17 protein-coding genes and 1 pseudogene are annotated in these 17,990 nt (G+C 68.2%); 8 read left to right on the plus strand and 10 right to left on the minus strand.

Annotated elements, in window-relative coordinates; genetic code table 11:
• Positions 1-66: 66 nt before the first annotated feature.
• Both AC3FKG_RS27695 and AC3FKG_RS27700 read right to left on the minus strand, forming a co-directional pair.
• A complete protein-coding gene (locus AC3FKG_RS27695; protein ID WP_483710102.1) occupies positions 67-894 on the minus strand; it encodes a type III pantothenate kinase in 828 nt (275 codons plus the stop codon).
• Positions 891-1,751 carry a biotin--[acetyl-CoA-carboxylase] ligase gene (locus AC3FKG_RS27700; protein WP_483710101.1) on the minus strand — a complete coding sequence of 287 codons (861 nt, stop codon included), beginning with the start codon at positions 1,749-1,751 and terminating at the stop codon, positions 891-893. The genes AC3FKG_RS27695 and AC3FKG_RS27700 overlap by 4 nt, the downstream gene beginning before the upstream one ends.
• Positions 1,752-1,934: 183 nt before the next feature.
• Here AC3FKG_RS27700 and AC3FKG_RS27705 point away from each other — a divergent pair, with 183 nt between their 5' ends.
• The 5 genes from AC3FKG_RS27705 to AC3FKG_RS27725 are packed head-to-tail and all read left to right on the plus strand — an operon-like array spanning position 1,935 to position 6,823.
• Complete coding sequence (locus tag AC3FKG_RS27705; RefSeq protein ID WP_483711578.1) at positions 1,935-3,071, plus strand: MlaE family ABC transporter permease; 1,137 nt, start codon at positions 1,935-1,937, stop codon at positions 3,069-3,071.
• Positions 3,068-3,940 carry an ABC transporter ATP-binding protein gene (locus tag AC3FKG_RS27710; protein ID WP_488744678.1) on the plus strand — a complete coding sequence of 291 codons (873 nt, stop codon included), beginning with the start codon at positions 3,068-3,070 and terminating at the stop codon, positions 3,938-3,940. The genes AC3FKG_RS27705 and AC3FKG_RS27710 overlap by 4 nt, the downstream gene beginning before the upstream one ends.
• Positions 3,937-4,878: an MlaD family protein gene (locus AC3FKG_RS27715; protein WP_483710099.1), complete on the plus strand. Its 942-nt coding sequence runs from the start codon at positions 3,937-3,939 to the stop codon at positions 4,876-4,878. Before AC3FKG_RS27710 ends, AC3FKG_RS27715 begins: the two co-directional genes overlap by 4 nt.
• Before the next feature lie 37 nt (positions 4,879-4,915).
• The gene (locus tag AC3FKG_RS27720; RefSeq protein WP_483710098.1) at positions 4,916-5,551 is read left to right on the plus strand and encodes an ABC-type transport auxiliary lipoprotein family protein; all 636 of its coding nucleotides are present in this window, start codon (positions 4,916-4,918) and stop codon (positions 5,549-5,551) included.
• A 12-nt stretch (positions 5,552-5,563) separates the two neighbouring features.
• Positions 5,564-6,823: a VanZ family protein gene (locus AC3FKG_RS27725; RefSeq protein ID WP_488744679.1), complete on the plus strand. Its 1,260-nt coding sequence runs from the start codon at positions 5,564-5,566 to the stop codon at positions 6,821-6,823.
• A gap of 15 nt (positions 6,824-6,838) precedes the next feature.
• Here the strand turns inward: AC3FKG_RS27725 and AC3FKG_RS27730 are convergent, their stop codons facing one another.
• The 7 genes from AC3FKG_RS27730 to pxpB form a co-directional block, all read right to left on the minus strand.
• The gene (locus AC3FKG_RS27730) at positions 6,839-7,069 is read right to left on the minus strand and encodes a hypothetical protein (protein WP_488744680.1); all 231 of its coding nucleotides are present in this window, start codon (positions 7,067-7,069) and stop codon (positions 6,839-6,841) included.
• 61 nt (positions 7,070-7,130) lie between these two features.
• Positions 7,131-7,781 carry a pyroglutamyl-peptidase I gene (pcp, locus tag AC3FKG_RS27735; RefSeq protein ID WP_483710095.1) on the minus strand — a complete coding sequence of 217 codons (651 nt, stop codon included), beginning with the start codon at positions 7,779-7,781 and terminating at the stop codon, positions 7,131-7,133.
• 15 nt (positions 7,782-7,796) lie between these two features.
• Positions 7,797-8,747, minus strand: a complete 951-nt coding sequence (locus AC3FKG_RS27740) for a DUF979 domain-containing protein (protein WP_488744681.1) — start codon at positions 8,745-8,747, stop codon at positions 7,797-7,799.
• Between the two features lie 3 nt (positions 8,748-8,750).
• A complete protein-coding gene (locus tag AC3FKG_RS27745) occupies positions 8,751-9,479 on the minus strand; it encodes a DUF969 domain-containing protein (RefSeq protein ID WP_483710093.1) in 729 nt (242 codons plus the stop codon).
• 91 nt (positions 9,480-9,570) lie between these two features.
• Positions 9,571-10,311 (minus strand): 5-oxoprolinase subunit PxpA, encoded by a 741-nt coding sequence (gene pxpA, locus AC3FKG_RS27750; protein WP_483710092.1) that lies wholly within the window; start codon positions 10,309-10,311, stop codon positions 9,571-9,573.
• 12 nt (positions 10,312-10,323) lie between these two features.
• On the minus strand, positions 10,324-11,343 hold the full coding sequence (locus AC3FKG_RS27755) for a 5-oxoprolinase subunit C family protein (RefSeq protein WP_488744682.1): 1,020 nt from the start codon (positions 11,341-11,343) through the stop codon (positions 10,324-10,326).
• Entirely contained in the window at positions 11,340-11,990 is a 651-nt protein-coding gene (pxpB, locus tag AC3FKG_RS27760) for a 5-oxoprolinase subunit PxpB (RefSeq protein WP_483710090.1), read from the minus strand. The genes AC3FKG_RS27755 and pxpB overlap by 4 nt, the downstream gene beginning before the upstream one ends.
• Before the next feature lie 407 nt (positions 11,991-12,397).
• On the opposite strand from pxpB, the gene AC3FKG_RS27765 reads away from it, so the two are divergent.
• Genes AC3FKG_RS27765 through AC3FKG_RS27775 form a run of 3 tightly spaced genes read left to right on the plus strand, consistent with a single transcriptional unit; the run spans position 12,398 to position 17,772 of the window.
• Positions 12,398-14,365, plus strand: a complete 1,968-nt coding sequence (locus AC3FKG_RS27765) for an IucA/IucC family protein (protein WP_488744683.1) — start codon at positions 12,398-12,400, stop codon at positions 14,363-14,365.
• Positions 14,362-15,609, plus strand: coding sequence for a rhizoferrin export MFS transporter (locus AC3FKG_RS27770; RefSeq protein ID WP_488744684.1), 1,248 nt, complete (start codon positions 14,362-14,364; stop codon positions 15,607-15,609). The genes AC3FKG_RS27765 and AC3FKG_RS27770 overlap by 4 nt, the downstream gene beginning before the upstream one ends.
• Before the next feature lie 48 nt (positions 15,610-15,657).
• Complete coding sequence (locus tag AC3FKG_RS27775) at positions 15,658-17,772, plus strand: TonB-dependent receptor (RefSeq protein WP_483710087.1); 2,115 nt, start codon at positions 15,658-15,660, stop codon at positions 17,770-17,772.
• A gap of 94 nt (positions 17,773-17,866) precedes the next feature.
• On the opposite strand, the pseudogene AC3FKG_RS27780 reads toward AC3FKG_RS27775, so the two are convergent.
• Positions 17,867-17,990, minus strand: a pseudogene (locus tag AC3FKG_RS27780) (lipoyl synthase); the annotation flags it as partial.

Below are 17,990 nucleotides of genomic sequence, written 5' to 3' on the forward strand. Positions count from 1 at the left end.
GGAATGTGAAAGGGGCGACGCGTGGACGATTGCCGGGGCGCAGCGATAACGGCGGCGGCGTGGCGCTCAGGCCGTTGCCATCGCGTACAGCCCGAGCAGCACGAGATTATCGTGCATCTCGAACGGCACGGCGAGCGCTCCCGCCAGCGCGTCCCGCGCGCCGCCCGACAGCAGGCAACGGGTGCGGCTGCGCGCGCTCAGCGTGTGCCAGGTCCGTTCGACGGCGCCGGCCTGCGCGGCCAGGCAGCCCGCGGCAATGGCGTCATGGGTGTTGTCAGCCCACGACAGGCGCGTGGCGGCTGCGGTGCCGGCGTCTTCCACATCCAGTGCCGGCAGTTGCGCCGTGTTGCGCGCCAGCGTGCCGAGCATCAACGCCAGGCCCGGCAGGATCAGGCCGCCCTCGAAGCATGCCGGGCCGCCGGGCTGCGCCGTGACGATATCGAGCGTGGTCGCCGTGCCGGCCGTGACGATCAGCAGGGTCTCGCCAGGCAGCCAGCGATGCGCGCCGACGCTGCTGACCCAGCGGTCCACGCCAAGCTGCGTGGGCTCGCGATAGCCGTTGACGAGATCGCCGTGGCTGGCCGCGCTGCGCACCCATTGCACCTCGGGGCATTCGCCGAATGCGGCCACCAGCATGGCGTCGACCTGCGCGGCAATCACCGGTCCCGCGACATTGGTGATCCATACCGTCGGCATCGGCCCCTTGCCGCGCAGGTCGCGCAACGCGCAGGCCAATGCGTCCATGGCGCCGTCTTCGGTGTGCGCAAGGGCGCCGCCGTGCCGCCATGGCGTGGGCAGGTGCCCAGGTTCGGCCACGTGCGTCCGGCCAGCCTCGCACCAGGCCCATTTCAGCCTGGTGTTGCCGATGTCGACCAGCAGCAGCGGCGCGCTCATGCCGCGCCCCCGGCGGGCCGCAACGACAGCTCGCCGCTGTTGATGCGCTCCATGCCCGCTGGCGTTTCCAGCAGCAGCTGACCATCGCCGTCGACGCCCCGCGCCATGCCTTCGGCCAGCACCTTGCCATCGTGCAGCAGCCGGACCGGCTGGTCGCGATATGCATCCAGTGCGGACCATGGCGCCGCCATGGGCGCAAAGCCCTGCGCGAGGAACAGCTCGCGCATCGCACCCAGCCGCGCGAGCACGGCGGCCAGCAGCCCCGTGGCGTCGCGCTGCGCATCAAAGCCCGGCAAGGCCTCCGCCACGCCGGCCAGTTCACGCCCGAGCGCAAGCTCCATCTGCGGATCGCGCACCAGGTTCAGGCCGATGCCGATCACGGCCCATACGCGTTGCGGGCCGGCCGGCACGGCCTCGATCAGGATGCCCGCCAGCTTGCGCCCGTCGATCTGCAGGTCGTTCGGCCATTTCAGGCCAACGCGCGCGCCCAGGCCCGCGTCGACATCGCCAAGCGCCTGCGCGAGCGCCAGCCCGACGGCCAGGCTCAGGCCGCTCAGCTGCGACGGCGCCAGCGCCAGCGGCAACGCTACCGAGAACGTCAGCCCCGCCTGCCCCTGCCATGGACGGCCCTGGCGGCCACGGCCGGCAGTCTGGCGGTAGGCCAGCCGCAGGGTGCCCGCATCCGACCACGGCGCCTGCCGGCAGGCCTGCGTCAGGTCGGCGTTGGTGGAGCCGGTCTCTTCGACCAGTTCCAGCGCCCACCCCTGCAGCGACTGGGGCAATGCCGCGCGCAGGACGGCGGCGTCGATGCGCCAGGATGGCGCGTGGGCGGGCTGCGGATCAGGGGCGGCGGTCATCGGAAAGCGAGGAAAGGACGTGGCAAGGGCGTGGAAAGCTGGTAAGCGGCGCCGGTCCGGCCGGCTCCGGGAACCGCCGCGATGCAAGCGCCGGTTCCAAGGCCGCATTGTAGCCGCGGGCGCCCTTTGCTCGCGCCGGTCCGGCCTGTGGCTTAGAATCGGGACTAAGCCATCACATTGTCCCTGCCCTTGGAAAGTCAGACGACGCCTGCCTTCAACATCACTCGCGAGGACGGAAACGTCAGCGTGCAGCTGTGCGGTGACTGGACCGCGCTGGCGCTGGCCGGTTGCCATCAGGCGCGCACCATGCGCTCCCGGCTGCATGCACTGGCCGATGCGCCCGACGATGCCCACTGGTCGCTGGCCGGCGTGGACAAGCTCGACCACGTGGGCGGGCAACTGCTGTGGCAGGCGTGGAACGGCAAGCTGCCGGAGCGGCTCGATGCCAGCGACGGCCAGCGCCGCGTGTTCGAGCGCATCGCCAACCTGCATAGCGATGGCTGGAAGAAACATATCGTCGAGCGGTTCAACCCGATCACGGAATTCGGCGGCTCGGTGCTGTCGTTCGGCGCGCAGGCCGCCAATGGCGTCAGCATGCTGGGACAGCTCGCCTTCGACCTGATCCGCTTCGCACGCGTGCCGCAGCGCGGACCGTGGCGCGAGATTTCAGCCAATATCTACAACATCGGCTACAAGGCGCTCGGCATCACCGCACTGGTCGGCTTCCTGATCGGCATCGTGCTGTCGTACCTGTCGGCCAACCAGTTGCGCACCTTCGGCGCCAGCACCTTCATCGTCAACATCCTGGGCATGGCCGTGATCCGCGAGCTGGGCCCGGTGCTGGCCGCGATCCTGGTCGCCGGGCGCTCGGGCTCGGCCATCACCGCTCAGATCGGCGTGATGCGCGTGACCGAAGAACTCGACGCCATGCGCGTCATGGGCATTTCCCACGGCTTCCGCCTGATCATGCCGCGCGTGGTCGCGCTGGCCGTGTGCATGCCGCTGCTGGTGGCGTGGACCGACGTGCTGGCACTGGCCGGCGGCATCATTTCCGCGCGCATGCAGCTCGGCATCAGCCCGACCTTCTTCCTGCGCGCGCTGCCCGACGCCGTGCCCGTGGCCAACCTGTGGCTGGGGCTGGGCAAGGGCGTGGCCTTCGGCATGCTGATCGGGCTGGCCGCCTGCCACTTCGGGCTGCGTATCCGGCCCAATACCCAGAGCCTGGGCGAAGGCACCACGGCCTCGGTGGTGGTGTCGATCACCATCGTGATCATCGCCGATGCCATCTTCGCCGTGATGTTCAAGGACGTGGGAATATGACCACCGCGACCCGCCCGCCCCCATCGGCGACCTTGCCCGCCGCCTCGTCCACCTCCCGGCCGCCCGCGCGCGGCGAAGCCGTCATCGAGGTGCGCGACCTGGTCAAGCGCTACGGCAAGGCCGTCGTGCACGACGGCGTGAACCTCGATGTGTACCGCGGCGAAGTCCTGTCCATCGTGGGCGGATCGGGCAGCGGCAAGACCGTGCTGCTGCGGCAGATCGTCGGGCTGGAGCGGCCCACGTCAGGGTCGATCCGCGTCTTTGGCGAAGACCCGGCCCGCCTGAAGCCCGCACAGCTGCAGGCGCTGCGCAATCGCTGGGGCCTGCAGTTCCAGGGCGGGGCGCTGTTCTCGGCCTTGTCGGTCATCGACAATATTGCGCTGCCGCTGCGTGAACTCCGGGCCCTGCCCGACAATCTCATCTGCCAGGCTGCCCTGCTCAAGCTGCAGATGGTGGGCCTGTCGGCGCGCGATGCCGACAAGATGCCGTCCGACCTGTCCGGCGGCATGATCAAGCGGGTGGCGCTGGCGCGCGCGCTGGCGCTGGAACCGGAACTGCTGTTCCTGGACGAACCCACCGCCGGCCTTGACCCGATGGCGTCCGACGGTTACGTCGAGCTGATTCGCGAGTTGCGCCGCGAACTGGCGCTGACCGTGGTGATGATCACCCACGATCTCGACACGCTGGTGGCGCTGTCCGACCGCGTCGCCGCGCTCGCCGACCACAAGGTGCTGGCTGCGGCGCCGATCGAGGAAGTCGTCAAGGTGGACCACCCGTTCATCCGCGAATACTTCCTGGGCGAACGCGCTCAGCGCGCGATGCAGGCCCTGCAGCCGGCCAAGGGCGGCGCGCAACCTGGAGAAGCATGATGGAAAACAAGTCACACGCCTTCCTTGCCGGCCTGTTCACGATCGGCCTGGCCGTGCTGGTGCTGTTCGCGATTTTCTGGTTCAGCAGCGACCACGCCGTGCGCGTGCCGTACGACCTGATCACGCGCTCCACGGTGAACGGCCTGGGGCCGCAGGCGGACGTGAAGTACCGCGGCCTCGAAGTGGGCAAGGTGGTGTCGATCCGCTTCGACCCGCAAGTGCCGGGCCAGATCATCGTGCGCGTCAACGTGAACCAGGACACGCCGATCACGCGGACCACGTATGCCACGCTGGGCTTCCAGGGCGTGACCGGCATCGCCTACGTGCAGCTGGACGACACCGCCGCGGAAGAAGGCGCGGTCACGTCGCCGCCGCTGCGCACCTCGCCCAAGGCCGTGGCGCGCATCGCCATGCGCCCGGGATTCTTCGAAGAACTGGAAAAGCGCGGCGACTCGCTGCTCACGCAGGTCGAGACCATGATGACCTCGCTCAACGACATGTTCCAGACGAACAACCGTGCCGAGCTGATGGCGGCCATCCGCTCGATCCACAAGACCGCTGATGACTACTCGAAGCTGTCGGCGTCGCTCGCGCCCGCGGCGGCGCGGCTGCCGCAGGTGGCCGAGAACCTCAACGTGACGCTGCAATCGACGCGCCGACTCACGCAGGAACTGGCCAACCCGAACGGCACGGTACTGCGCACGGTCGATACAGTCGGGCGCGACCTGCAGGGCGCGGCCGAATCGATCCAGTCCGCCGCCGGCACGCTCAGCCAGGAAACGCTGCCGCAGATCAACGGCCTGGCACGCGACGCGCGCCAGACCGCGCGCACCTTCGAACGCGCCGCCGGTCAGTTCAGCGACAGCCCGAACAGCCTGCTGTTCGGCTCGCCGACGCCGGTGGCGGGCCCGGGCGAGCCCGGCTTCAGCGCGCCGTGACCCATATGCCAGCCCTGATGAACCAACGAGGCCAATCGTGACATCGACACCAGACCTGCCCACCGCACGCCGCGCCGCCGGGAGCCTGTTCGCCGCACTGGCCATTGTGTCCGCTCTTGCTGGCTGCGCGCTGACCCGCTCGTCGCCGCCCGTCACGACCTATGACCTGGGGCCGCCGCTGGCCGCGGAACATTCTGCCGGGACGCTGCCCAAGCTGCCGAAACTAAGAATCGCCCAGACCGACGGCCCGACCTGGATGGAAAGCAATGCGCTGTTTTACCGCCTGCAGTACGCGCAGGCGCAGCGGATGCAGTCCTATGCCACGCAGCGCTGGGTGATACCGCCCACGCAGCTGTTCGATGGCCGCCTGCGCGAAGCCGTGGCCGCGCGCGGTGCGTTGACGTGGTTTGGCGATACCACTGTGCCCGCGCTCAAGATCGACATGCTCGAGTTCGAGCAGGTGTTCGACAGCGCGACCGAAAGCCGCGGCGTGGTGCGCGTGCGCGCCACGGTGTACCTCCACGGCATGATCGGCCAGCAGACCTTCACCGCGCGCGAGCCCGCGCCCAGCGCCGACGGCGCGGGTGGCGTGAAGGCGCTGGCGGACAGCACCGACAAGGTCATCGCCGACATGCTGGCTTGGGCGGCCACCCTGCCCATGCAGGGCAAGTAGGGCGACAGCACCATGGTGCCGGCCCGCACGCCGCCCGCCATGCCGCCGCAGGCGCCACTGCCTGAGGTGGACGCGCCCCGGCACTCGCCGCTGGCGCGAGTGGGGCTGGTGTGCTTCACGCTGCTGGTGGTCTATGCGAGCCTGTACCCGTTCAGCGGCTGGGTCGACAACGGCATCTCGCCGTTTGCGTTCCTGACGGCGCCCAAGCCGCGCTACATCACCGAGTTCGACCCGCTCACCAACGTGCTCGGCTACTGTCCGTTCGGCGCGCTCGTCGTGCTCGCGCTGCATCCGCGCATGTCCGGTGCGCGCGCCACGCTGATCGCACTGGTGGCGGGTGCGCTGCTCTCCGCCTGCATGGAAGCGCTGCAGACCTGGCTACCGAGCCGCATCTCGTCGAACATCGACCTCATCACCAATGCGCTGGGCGCGCTGCTCGGCGGTGCCGTGGTGGCGCCGTTCACCTCCGCGCTGATCGACCGCGGCACGCTCACACAGCTGCGCAGTGCGTGGTTCGAGCCGCATGCGAGCTTTGCCATCATCCTGCTGATGCTGTGGCCGTTCGCGCAGATATTTCCGCAAGAGCATCTGTTCGGCATGGGCGGCATCGTGCGCGAATGGCTGACCGATCCGGACTCATGGCCGATGCAGGTTTTGCAGATGCTGGTGCCGTCGCTGCCGGCATGGCAGGAAAGCATTGGCCTGCGTCCTGACGACATGCAGAGCCAGCAGTTGCTGGAAACGATGGTGACAGCCAGCAGCTGGCTTGGCACCGGCCTGTTCGCTTCGATCTCGATGCGGCGGCACGCGCCGATGCTGCGCATCCTGGCCGGACTGCTTGCCGCGGCGCTGCTGCTCAAGGCCGCGGTGGCGGAACTGCAGTTCCCCGACGGCAACGCTTTCATCTGGCTGTCCGAAGGCGGCCGCTTCGCGCTGCTAACGAGTTCTCTGGCGCTGGCGCTGTTGCTGTACGTGCCGCGCTGGCTGCGCGCGGTGCTCGCCATGGCTGCGCTGATCACGCTGGTCATGCTCACCAATGTGCTGCCATCGAATCCGTATGCGTGGATTTCCGAGCAGGGCTGGCGGATGGGACGGTTTGTGCATTTCAACAGCCTGGCGCAGTGGCTGGGCTGGTTGTGGCCGTTCCTGGCGTTCTGCTATGTGATGTGGCGGTTTGAACAGGTGAGCCTGATCCGGCATGAGCGTCGCAAGGCGGCTGCGGCGCGGCGGGAAGCGGTCAAGCGGGAGAAGGTGGTGGTGTCGGGAGATTGATGGAGGCGCGCGCCATCAGAACGCCAATCCAATCTGCGCGGCGATGTCGGTGCCGTGGGTACGGAAGTTGTCCGGCTTGCTGACCGGCGTGCCGAGCGTGACCTCATACGACAGCGCGGCAAGGCTCCCTAGCCGCCATCGTCCACGTGCCCCGATGACCGCGCCCATCAGCGTCTGTCCAACCTGGAACGCCGCCGACGGGCCGCTGACGTGGCGCATGTCGAAGCCTACGGACGGGTCCCTCACCCCCGGCCCCTCTCCCGCTAGCGGGAGAGGGTAGGAACCATCGGTGTCGTAATCCGGGCGCTCAATGCAATTGCCCGCCCTGCTCCCGCACATCGACTTCCGTTGCCAGCGTGGTGGCAACAGCCTGGCGGATGCCGCGGATCATCATCTCCAGCGACATGCTGGGCTGGCCCGGATGGCGCGCGGCCTGCTCGGGCAGATAGGGAATATGAATAAACCCGCCACGCACGCCTGCGCAGCCAGGGGCAGCAAGGCAATGCATCAGGCCATAGAACACGTGGTTGCAGACGAACGTTCCCGCCGTTTGCGATACAGCGGCAGGCACGCCGGCCGCCCGCATGTCGCGCGCGATCGCCTTGATCGGCAGCGTGGAGAAGTACGCAGCGGGACCTTGCGCAGCAATCACCGTGTCGATCGGTTGCGCGCCGGCGTTGTCGGCAATGCGGGCATCGTCGACATTGATCGCCACGCGCTCGACCGACATTTCCATGCGTCCGCCCGCCTGCCCGACCGCGATGGCCACTGCGGGCTTCAGCTCGCGCAGCAGCGCGTCCATGGCATCGATCGCCGCGCCGAACACGCAAGGCAACTGGCGCGCGACGACCACGGCATCGCCGATGCGCTCGCCATCGAGCGCGCGCACCGCTTCCCAGGATGGATTGATCGGCTCGTTCTCGAACGGCTCGAAGCCGGTGAGCAATACGGTGCGCATGACGGGTCTCCGGATTTACATGAGGAAATACAGCAGCGCGATGTTCGCGACGAGAATCGCCAGCGCGGTCGGCACCTGCGCGCGAATCACGGCGTTCTTGTCTTCGAGTTCGAGCAGCGCGGCCGGCACGATGTTGAAGTTCGCCGCCATCGGCGTCATCAGCGTACCGCAATAGCCCGAGAACATGCCGATCGCCGCCATCACCGCCGGGTTGCCGTGGAACATGCCAACCAGGATCGGCACGCCGACACCACCCGTCATGACCGGGAACGCCGCAAAGCCATTGCCCATGATCACGGTGAACAGCGCCATGCCGACGCAGTACACCACCACGGCAACGAGCTTGTAGTCCATGTTGATGTAGGCCGTGGTCAGGTGTGCCACGGCCTTGCCCACGCCGGCATCGGCGAACACCAGGCCCAGCATGGCCAGCATCTGCGGCAGCACCAGCGCCCAGCCGAGCGATTCCGTCAGCCGGCGCGATTCGCGCACGCCTTGCGCAACCGTGTCGCGCGTGAGCCAGCACACTACGCCCAGCGAGATCAGGCAGCCGATGCCGAGCGAAACGAAAGTCACGTTCTTCGGATCGAGCAGGGGAACGCCGGCGATCTTCACATCCTTGAACAGCACGGTGCCGATCACGGTCACCACAGGAATCAGCAGCGCCGGGATGAACAGCTTGTTGCCGAGGCGGCGCGCGCTGGCGCGGCGCTCGTCTTCGGGCAGCGTGTCGTGCTTGCCGTGGCCGACGCCGCCGAAGCCGGCAATCAGCGCCATCACCACGGCGCCAATGCCCACCGCCGCGGGCGGCAGGCGGTCACCGATCAGGAAGACCGCCGCATACAGCAGCCAGAACAGGCCCGTGCTGAAGCGGCGCGGATGCTCGCGGTCGGCAAAGGTCAGCAGCGCGGTAATGGCCAGCACCAGGCCCGCCAGCCAATACAGGTACTCGATGGAAATGATCATGGCTTACTCCCCGCTCTTGGCAGCGACATCGGCAGCGGCGGCCTTGCCGCCAAGCTCGCGCTCGAGCCAGAAGTCCAGGCGCCTCAGGCGGACAGCGTGGATCAGGAACGCGCAGACCGCGGTCGGGATGCCCCACACGGCAATGTGCAGCGGCTCCACGTCGATGTTCGACGACAGCAGGAACGTGTGCATCAGCGCGATAGCGCCGAACGCCACGAAGATGTCCTCGCCAAAGAACAGCCCCACGTTGTCGGTGGCGGCGCAGAACGCCAGTACGCGCTGACGCACCGGCTCCGGCAGGTGGCCGAAGCGGTTCTCCGCGGCGCCTTCCGCCATCGGCGCCAGCAGCGGGCGCACCATCTGCGGGTGGCCGCCGAGGCTGGTCAGGCCGACGGCCGCGGTCAGCTCGCGCACGCCGAGATAGACAATGAGCAAACGGCCGACGGTGGCCGACGCGATGCGCGCGATCCAGGCCTGCGCATGCTCGCGCAGCCCGTGCCGCTCCAGCAGGCCGATCACGGCCAGCGGCAGCAGGATGATCAGCGGCAGGTTGCGCGCCTTGACGAAGGCGGTGCCGATCGCGGAGAAGATCTGCATCACCGGCATCGATGCGGCAATGCCCGTGGCAATGGCCGCAAGGGCCACCACCAGCATGGGATTGAAGCGCAGCACAAAGCCGAGGATGATGACGCCGACCCCGACAAGGGGCCATAGGTTGACTGCCTGTTCCATGTGGGCACCAATAGAAGTGTGATGGAGGCGAGCGACCTTCAGCCGTCAGACTGCACGACAGGGAAAGCCGCGGGAAATGCCGGTTGCCGACCTAGGCTCCGGCGCGGACTGCAATGCCTTCGGCGCCGAGCCGTTCGCGGATGCGGCGCGCAAAGGCCAGTGCATGGGAGCCGTCGCCGTGCAGGCACACGGTCTCGGCGCGGATCGGTACCCAGTTGCCGTCGATGGCGCGCACGCGCTGCTCGCGCACCATGGTCAGCGTCTGGTTCAGGGCGACTTCCTCGTCTTCATGCAGCGCGCCCGGCGTGCCGCGCTTGACGAGCGAGCCGTCGGGGTTGTAGCCGCGGTCGGCAAAGACTTCTTCCTTGACGCGCAGGCCAGCCTGGCGCGCCACGTCGATCATCTTGCTGCCGGCCAGCCCGAAGAAGACCAGATCGGAGTCGAAATCGCGCACGGCACGCACGATGGCCCCGGCCAGCGCCGGGTCGCGCGCGGCCTGGTTGTACAGCGCGCCGTGCGGCTTCACGTGATGCAGCTGGCCGCCCTGTGCGCGCACGATCGCGGCGAGCGCGCCGATCTGGTACAGCACGTCCGCATAGACCGCTTCGGGGTCGCGCTGCATCTCGGTGCGGCCGAAATTCTCGCGGTCGGGGAAGCTCGGGTGCGCGCCGATGGCCACGCCCTTTTCAATGGCCCACTTCACGGTCTGCAGCATGGTGGCGGCATCGCCCGCATGCCAGCCGCACGCAACGTTGGCGGAACTGATCAGCGCGAGCAGCGCCTCGTCATTGCCGCAGCCTTCGCCAAGGTCGGCATTCAAATCGATCTGCATTGCGGTTCTCCCTCAGGCTGCGGCGCGCGTGCGGGTACGGCGGCGCGCGGCTATGGTCATGCCATCGCCCTGCCATTGCAGGGCCTGGTCGATCTGGCGCAGGTAGCGATCCACCGCTGCCTGCGCGGCGGCGGCCTCTTCGAGCGTGACGCGCACGAAACGTACCGGCGCGCCCAGCGGCACCTGCGCCAGGCGCCACAGGTCGGCGCCGATCACGACGCCGATCTTCGGGTAGCCGCCGGTGGTCTGCGCATCGGCCATCAGCGCGATCGGCTGTCCCGCCGGGGGCACCTGGATCACGCCCGGCACCACGCCGTGCGAAAGCAGGTCGGCACTGCATTCGGCCTTGCGCTCCAGTGCCGGCCCCTGCAGGCGCAGGCCCATGCGGTTGCTGTTCGGCGTGATGGTCCACTCGGATTCCCACAGCGCGGCCTGCGCAGCGGGTTCGAAATCGTCGTACTCGGGGCCGGGCAGCATGCGGATCGGCATGACGCCGCCGGCATCGGCACACGGCAGCGCCCACGACGGCGCTTGCACGCCGAGCCAGTCGGAGCCCTCGGCCACGCCGGGGCGTGCGGCGGCAAGGCGGTCGCCCTCATGCAAGGCACGGCCGGCAAAACCGCCGAAACCGGCTTTGAGGTCAGTGCTGCGCGAGCCCATGACAGGCTCCACATCGATGCCGCCCGCCACGCACAGGTAGACGCGCGTGCCGCCGCGCGTCGCGGGCAGCGTGAGCGTCTCGCCACGGTGGACATCGAAGGCATGCCACGACCAGACCGATACGCCGTCGAGGTTGGCGTTGCACTCGGCGCCGGCCAGTGCCACGCGCATATCTTCGTGGAAACGCACGGCCGCACGGCCGAGCGTGAATTCGACCGCGGCACAGCCGGCGGCGTTGCCGAGCAGCCGGTTGCCGATGGTCAGCGCCAGCGGATCCATGGCGCCCGCAAGCCCCACGCCAAAGCGGCGAAAGCCGGTGCGGCCAAGGTCCTGCACGGAGGCCAGCGCACCAGGCCGGACGATCTCGATCACGCGATGACCTCCTCGGCAACAAAACGCACGGTATCGCCGGGGGCAAACAGCGAAGGCGGGTCGCGGTCGGCCACGAACAGCGCGGCGTCGGTTCGCCCGATCAATTGCCAGCCGCCGGGGGCGGCAGCCGGATAGATGCCGGTCTGCTCGCCGCCGATGCCCACGGAGCCGGCCGGGACGGCCAGCCGCGGCTCGCGTCGGCGCGGCGTGGCCAGCTCCGGCGCCAGTCCGCCCATGTAGGCGAAGCCTGGCTGGAAACCCAGGAAGTAGACGACGTACTCGCCTGCGCTGTGGCGGCGCACCACTTCCTGCGCGCTCAGGCCCGTATGCGCAGCGACGTCGGCCAGGTCGGGCCCATGCTCGCCGCCGTAGCGCACGGGAATTTCCACGAGCCGGCCGGCGGCCTGGCTCGCCTCGCCCGAGGCCCAGGCGAGCTTCAGGTTGCGCTCCAGCGCGGCCACATCGGCGGCCTCGTCAAAGATCACCGTCAGGTTGTTCATGCCGGGCACGACATCGACGACGCCGCGCCAGTCGGACGCGCGCGCCGCCATGGCCCAGATGCGGCGCTGCGCCGCGAGCGAAGCCGGCGGCGGCACGCTGCAGAGCAGCGCCTGTTCGGCAAGACGGCGGACGGTGCATTGGGGCATGGCGACTACAGGTGAAAACAAGGCTGGCCACGGTATATGCAGTGTAGGCAGCAAAATACCGGGGCACGAAGAGCGTCGAAGGACGCCCGCGCGATTTAATAGCACTTCATCGACAATTTATCGATGAATTCATCATATCGAAACCCTGTCATGGCGGGCACCGGGGATGACCCTAGGTTTCCGCTGGGCCCGGACGGAATTCCGTATGACACAGATCGAGGAGGAGGCCAAAAAGCCATATATAATTGCAAATGATATTCGTTTGCGTTTAAACTACCGCGCAGAAAAAAACGCGCCATTCCCGGATCGCGTATCCGGTCCTCGATCGGTCCCTACATCAGGCCCCCTTGCGTCGCTGGGCGAGTTTCTGGCTCGTCCGCACGCGTCAATGACCTGTAGGAGCCATCGTGCAACGCCAAGCCGATTCCGCCGCCCTTGCAATCCCTGTCGCCGCGGCCGACAACCTGTCTTTCGAAGCGATTCCCGCGCTCGCCCAAGCCGGCGTCCGTGCCCCGCACTGGTCCGAGGCCCGGCAGATGGCACGCCGGCGCGTGCTGTCGCGCCTGTTGCAGGCGCTGTTTCGCGAAGCCCTGCTCAGTCCCGACCAACTGATCGTCGACACGTGTGCGGACGTCACGCTGCTGCCGGTCTGGCAGCAACGTGTGCTGCTGCGCTTCACCGGCCTTCGCCCGGGGGCGCTTGGCAGCTGGATCCTGGCCGGCGACGTGACCGTGCTCGCGCACGGTCGCCCGCCCATTCCTGTCGAGCGGCCGTCTGCCCTGCTCGATTGCCTTGGGCCGCTGCTCGACACGCAGGAGGCCGGGGCCGAGAGCCCGGCCGCCATCATCCGGCTCGCGACCGAACTCGACAACAGCCAGGACAACGACACGCTGTGCCAGGCGTACCGGCTTGCCTGGGGTGAACGGCTGGCGGCCGAACGCGCCGCCAGCGGAGCACGGGACGCCATCAGCCTGCTTGCGGGCGATGGCACGCCACCAGCCCTGGCGCGCACCGAGCAATGGGGCACGGGTGGCCATCCCTGGCACCCGGCCTGCAAGACCCGCCTGGGGTTGGCACCGAGTCAGGTGATCGCGTTATCGCCGGAGTTCCAGGCTCAGGTGCAGGTCGGCCTGACCGCGGTGGCCGCGCACCGTGTCAGTGTGACGACGATGGAAGGCACGCCGCAGTATGTCGCGTGGTTCGCCGCCACCTTCCCGGAGGCGATGGCCGGGTTCCGCCAGGCACTGGCGCAACGCGGACTCGCAGCCGAGGCATGGCTGCCCTTGCCCGTGCATCCGTGGCAGCGCGATGCGGCGTTGCGCGAGACCTTTGCCGCCGAACTGGCCACCGGCGAGCTGATTCTCCTGCCCGACCTGTCCATCGCCGCACGCCCGACCATGTCGTTCCGCACCGTGGCTGCCGACGGTGCGCCGGGCGGCCCGATGCTCAAACTGCCCGTCAGCATGAGGCTGACCAGCGTGGAACGCACGGTATCCCCCAAATCCGCCGTGATGGGGCCACGCGTCAGCACCCTGCTCGAGCGCATCTTGTCCGGCGATGTGGCGCTTGCGCGCGTGCTGTCGGTCGTTCCCGAACGCCATGGCCTGCATCTGATCGACGCCGACGACAATCGTGCGCGCCATCTGTCGATGATCGTGCGCGACAACCCGACCACATGCATTGCGGGCAACCAGCGCCTGCTGCCGGTCGGTGCATTGTTCACCCCGGACTTCACCGCCGACATGACGGGCGCTGCCGCGCCTGTGCTGCTCGACACCGTGCTCGCGCGCCAGGCCAACGGCAGCCGCGCCGAGCGCGCCATGCGCTTCTTCGACGCCTATCTGCGCGTGGCGATTCCGGCTATCGTTGGGCTCTACCTGCGCTACGGCATCGCGCTGGAAGCGCACCAGCAGAACACCTTCGTCGCGATCGACGCGGCAGGCATGCCGCAACGGCTGGTGGTGCGCGACTTCGGCGACGTGAAGATCGCGCTGCCCGCGCTCGAGGCGCAAGGCTTCTCCATCTCGCCGTTCCGTGCCGGCCACACCACCTACCCCGATCGCACCATTGCGCGCAGGAAGCTGATCCATGCCTTCCTGCTGTGCCATATCGGCGAACTGGCGCTCGCGCTGTTCCCCGAGCACGGCAGCGCGCAGGGCCTGCGCCAGTGGCATGAGGCCATGCACGCCGTGTTCGAACAGCATCGGACCTTGCTGGATGCCGATACATGGGCACACGAGCGTCACGCGCTGCTGCAGGCACCGTGGACCTTCAAGACCTTCGTGCGCATGCGCCTGCGCGACCAGTCGGACGACATGCACGCCACGCTGCCCAATCCATTGGCGAACATGGCAGCGCCGGCGGTGCCCGCATGAATCCGTCGACTGACGCCGGCGCCTGGCGCCGCGCCATCCGGTGGCTGCTCGCCATCCAGGCGCTGTCGATGGGCGCGATGGAAATGACCGGCCCGTTCTGGCCACTGTTCCTGCGCGAACTGGCGCCGCTGCCGCACGTGCCGTTCGCATGGGTGGCCAGCGCGGCATACTTCGCGCCGATGGCCGCCACGCTGCTGACCGCGCCGTGGTGGGGACGCCTTGCCGACCGCACCGGCCCCAAGCCGATGATCCTGCGGGCACTGATCGCGCTGGCGGCATCACAGCTATGGACGGTGTATGCCGATTCCGCCGCCAGCGTGCTGCTGGCGCGTACCGTGCAGGGCGGGCTGGCCGGCTTCCTGGCGGCGGCACAGGTCTACGCGATGCGCGTAGCACCGGCCGATGCGCGTCGCCGCGTCTTCGCCGACCTGCAGACCGTCACCGCCTGCGGCAGCTTCATGGCGCCGCCGGTTGGCGCATGGCTGGTGGGCTCGATGGGCTTCCGGCTGGCCAACGCAACCGGCGCGGCCATCATCCTGGCTTGCATTCCGCTAGCCATGCTGTGCCTGCCATCGGCCAGCCCGGCGCCGCGCCGCCAGGCGCCTCTCACCGCCACGGCAACTGCGGCGGCCCACACGCCGCTGGGCGGCCTGGTCATCGGCCTGCTGCTCGGCACCGTGGCCGTGCAGGCCGCGCGCATCATGCCGCAGGCCTTCCTCGCGCCGTACATCACCGAGACGCTGCACGGTTCGGTGATGCTGGCCGGCATCGCCTACAGCGCCACGGCGGCCACGCTCGCGCTGTCGGCGCGCTGGTGGGCAAGGCGCTTCGCCGGCTTGCCGATCGACCTCACGCTGGGACGCGTCTGCGCGCTCACGGCCGTGTGCGCAGCCACGGCGCTGTGGCAAGGCTACGCGCAGGGCGAAACCGGCTTCATCGCCGCGCGCCTGGCGTGGGGGCTTTGCCTCGGCGGCCTGCTTCCGGTGCTCAACAGCCTGGTGGCCGAAGCCAGTCCGGAAGACCGCCAGGGCTTCGCCCTGGGCCTGTGCAGCAGTGCGGCCAAGGGCGGCGCGCTGGTTGGCCTGGGCGTGGCCGCGGTCTCGATCGGGCTATTCGGCTGGCGTGCGGGATTCGTCGCCATGGCGGCCGTGTACGGCGTGGCCCTCGTGACGCTGCTGTTCGTGCGCTGGGCAGCCACACCTGCTGCCACAGCCTCGGCGCGCCTGGCCATGCCCGGCGGCTGACTTTGCCGCATCACCAATCGGATCAACTTTCTTTTCATGGAAACTGCAATGCCAACGAAACGGCTGTGCCTGTCCCTGGCCATCCTTGGATCCCTGCCGCTAGCGCCTGGCGCCCGTGCCGCCGAGGGGGCGCCCGACGCAGGCACGCTGCCGGCCGCCACCGTCTCGGCCAAACGCGACGACACGAGCTACGACGCGCCAGTCTCGGGCACCGCCACCAAGATCCCGGTGCCGTTGCGCGAGATTCCGCAATCGATCAACGTCGTGCCGCACGCGGTGATCGAGGACCAGAACGCGCTCTCGATCAATGACACGCTGCGCAATGTGCCGGGCGTGTCGGCGTCGCTCGGCGATGCGCAGCGCGACCAGGTCACCATCCGCGGCTTCTCGTCGATCAACGACCAGTACGTGGACGGCCTGCGCGACGATTCGCTGTACTTCCGCGACTTGTCGAACATCGACCGCATTGACGTGCTGAAAGGTCCGTCCGCCGTGCTGTACGGCCGCGGCTCCGCGGGCGGCATCATCAACCGCGTGACTAAGAAGCCGGTGACGCCGACCATGGCGGAGATCGGCGTGCTGTTCGGCACCGAAGGCCAGAAGCGCGCCGATTTCGACCTGAACACCTCGGTCGGCAACGACGCCGTGCGCGCGCGCCTGACCGGCGCCGTGGAGGACTCCGGCGGGTTCCGCAACGACTACTTCCTGCGCCGGCAGGCGATCGCGCCGTCTCTCCTGTTCAACCTGGCACCCGACACCAAACTCACTCTCCAGTTCGATTACCTGCACGACAAGCGCATTGCCGACCAGGGCATCCCGTCGTACCACGGCCGTCCCGCGAACGTGCCGATCAGCACGCGCTACGGCTCGGCCAACGCGGGCGATGGCAATGTCGACAGCACGGTCAAGAGCGCGACCGCCACGCTGGACCACCGTTTCAACGACAAATGGTCGTTCCACAGCGCGGTACGCACCTACGAATACTCGCTCGGCCGCAACAACTATGTGACGGTCAAGAGCGTGAACGACGGCCCGATTCCGACCGTCACGCTCAACGTCAACCAGCGCAACCGCAGCGACCGCGGCACCTTCTGGCAGAACGAACTGACCCAGAAGGCCGAGACCTGGGGCATCGAACACACGCTGCTGTACGGCATCGAACTGGGCTACCAGGACAAGAGCGACCGCGTGGCGGGCCTGCGGCAGAGCTTCACCTACAACCTGTTCGACCCGGTGCTGCAGGTGCTGCCGACGGTGCCGGCCAGCGCGGTGCCCAACAACTACGGCCTGTCGCGCAACGAGACCTACGCCATGTACGCGCAGGACCTGATCAGGCTCTCGCCGCAGTGGACGGTGCTGGCCGGCCTGCGCTACGAGCTCCTCAAGCAAAGCCGCGACGACCTGACGCCGAAGAACCAGGACATCGCGCGCAACGACCGGCCGTTCAGCCCGCGCGTGGGTGTGGTCTATCACCCGGTCGAGCCGCTGTCGCTGTATGCCATGGCTAGCCGCTCGTTCCAGCCGGTGTCCGACAGCTTCGTGTTCTTCCCCAACAGCAGTTCGCTGGCCCCGCAGTCGACCACCAACTACGAGATCGGCGCCAAGTACGACCTGTCCGCCGGCGCCAGCGTGACGGCCGCGCTGTTCGACATGAAGCAGACCAACCTGACGTCGGCCGACCCCGTCACGCTGCAGGGCGTGCCAATCGGCACGCAGCGCACGCGCGGGCTGGAGCTGTCGTTCACTGGCGAGATTGCCAGGGCGTGGTCGCTGATCGCGAGCTATGCCTACCTGAACGGACGCCTGGATAATCCGTACGACAAGAGCGGCGGCGTGGCCGTCAGCGGCAACCAGCCGTCGCTCACGCCACGGCATAGCGGCTCACTGTGGCTCAAGCACGACCTGCCATACGGCTTCTACGTGGCCGGTGGCATGCGCGCCGAAAGCGCGCGCTTCGCTTCGCAATACAACGTGACGACGCTGCCGGGCTATATGACCGTAGACCTGGGCGCCGGTTATCGCAGCCGCCATGTCGACGTGACGCTGACCCTGCAGAACCTGTTCAACCGCGCCTACTTCATCTCGGCCCACGGCGCGGCCGAGAACTACAACATGCCCGGCGCGCCGCGCACGGCGCTGCTGGCGTTGCGCTACAAGATGTAGGACTGCGGGCAAGACGCCAAAAGCAAAACGCGCCGGCCGGGAAGAACCCGGCCGGCGCGTCAGCGTGGCTGCGTGACAGCGTCAGGCGAAGCGCTCAGGCAAACCCGGCTTGATGCGCCTGCTGGTCGGCGTGGTACGAACTGCGCACCATCGCGCCCACGGCGGCATGCGTGAAGCCCATCTTGTAGGCCTCTTCCTCGAACATCCTGAAGGTGTCG

The sequence above is a fragment of the Cupriavidus sp. 22TCCZM04-2 genome (assembly GCF_057798895.1).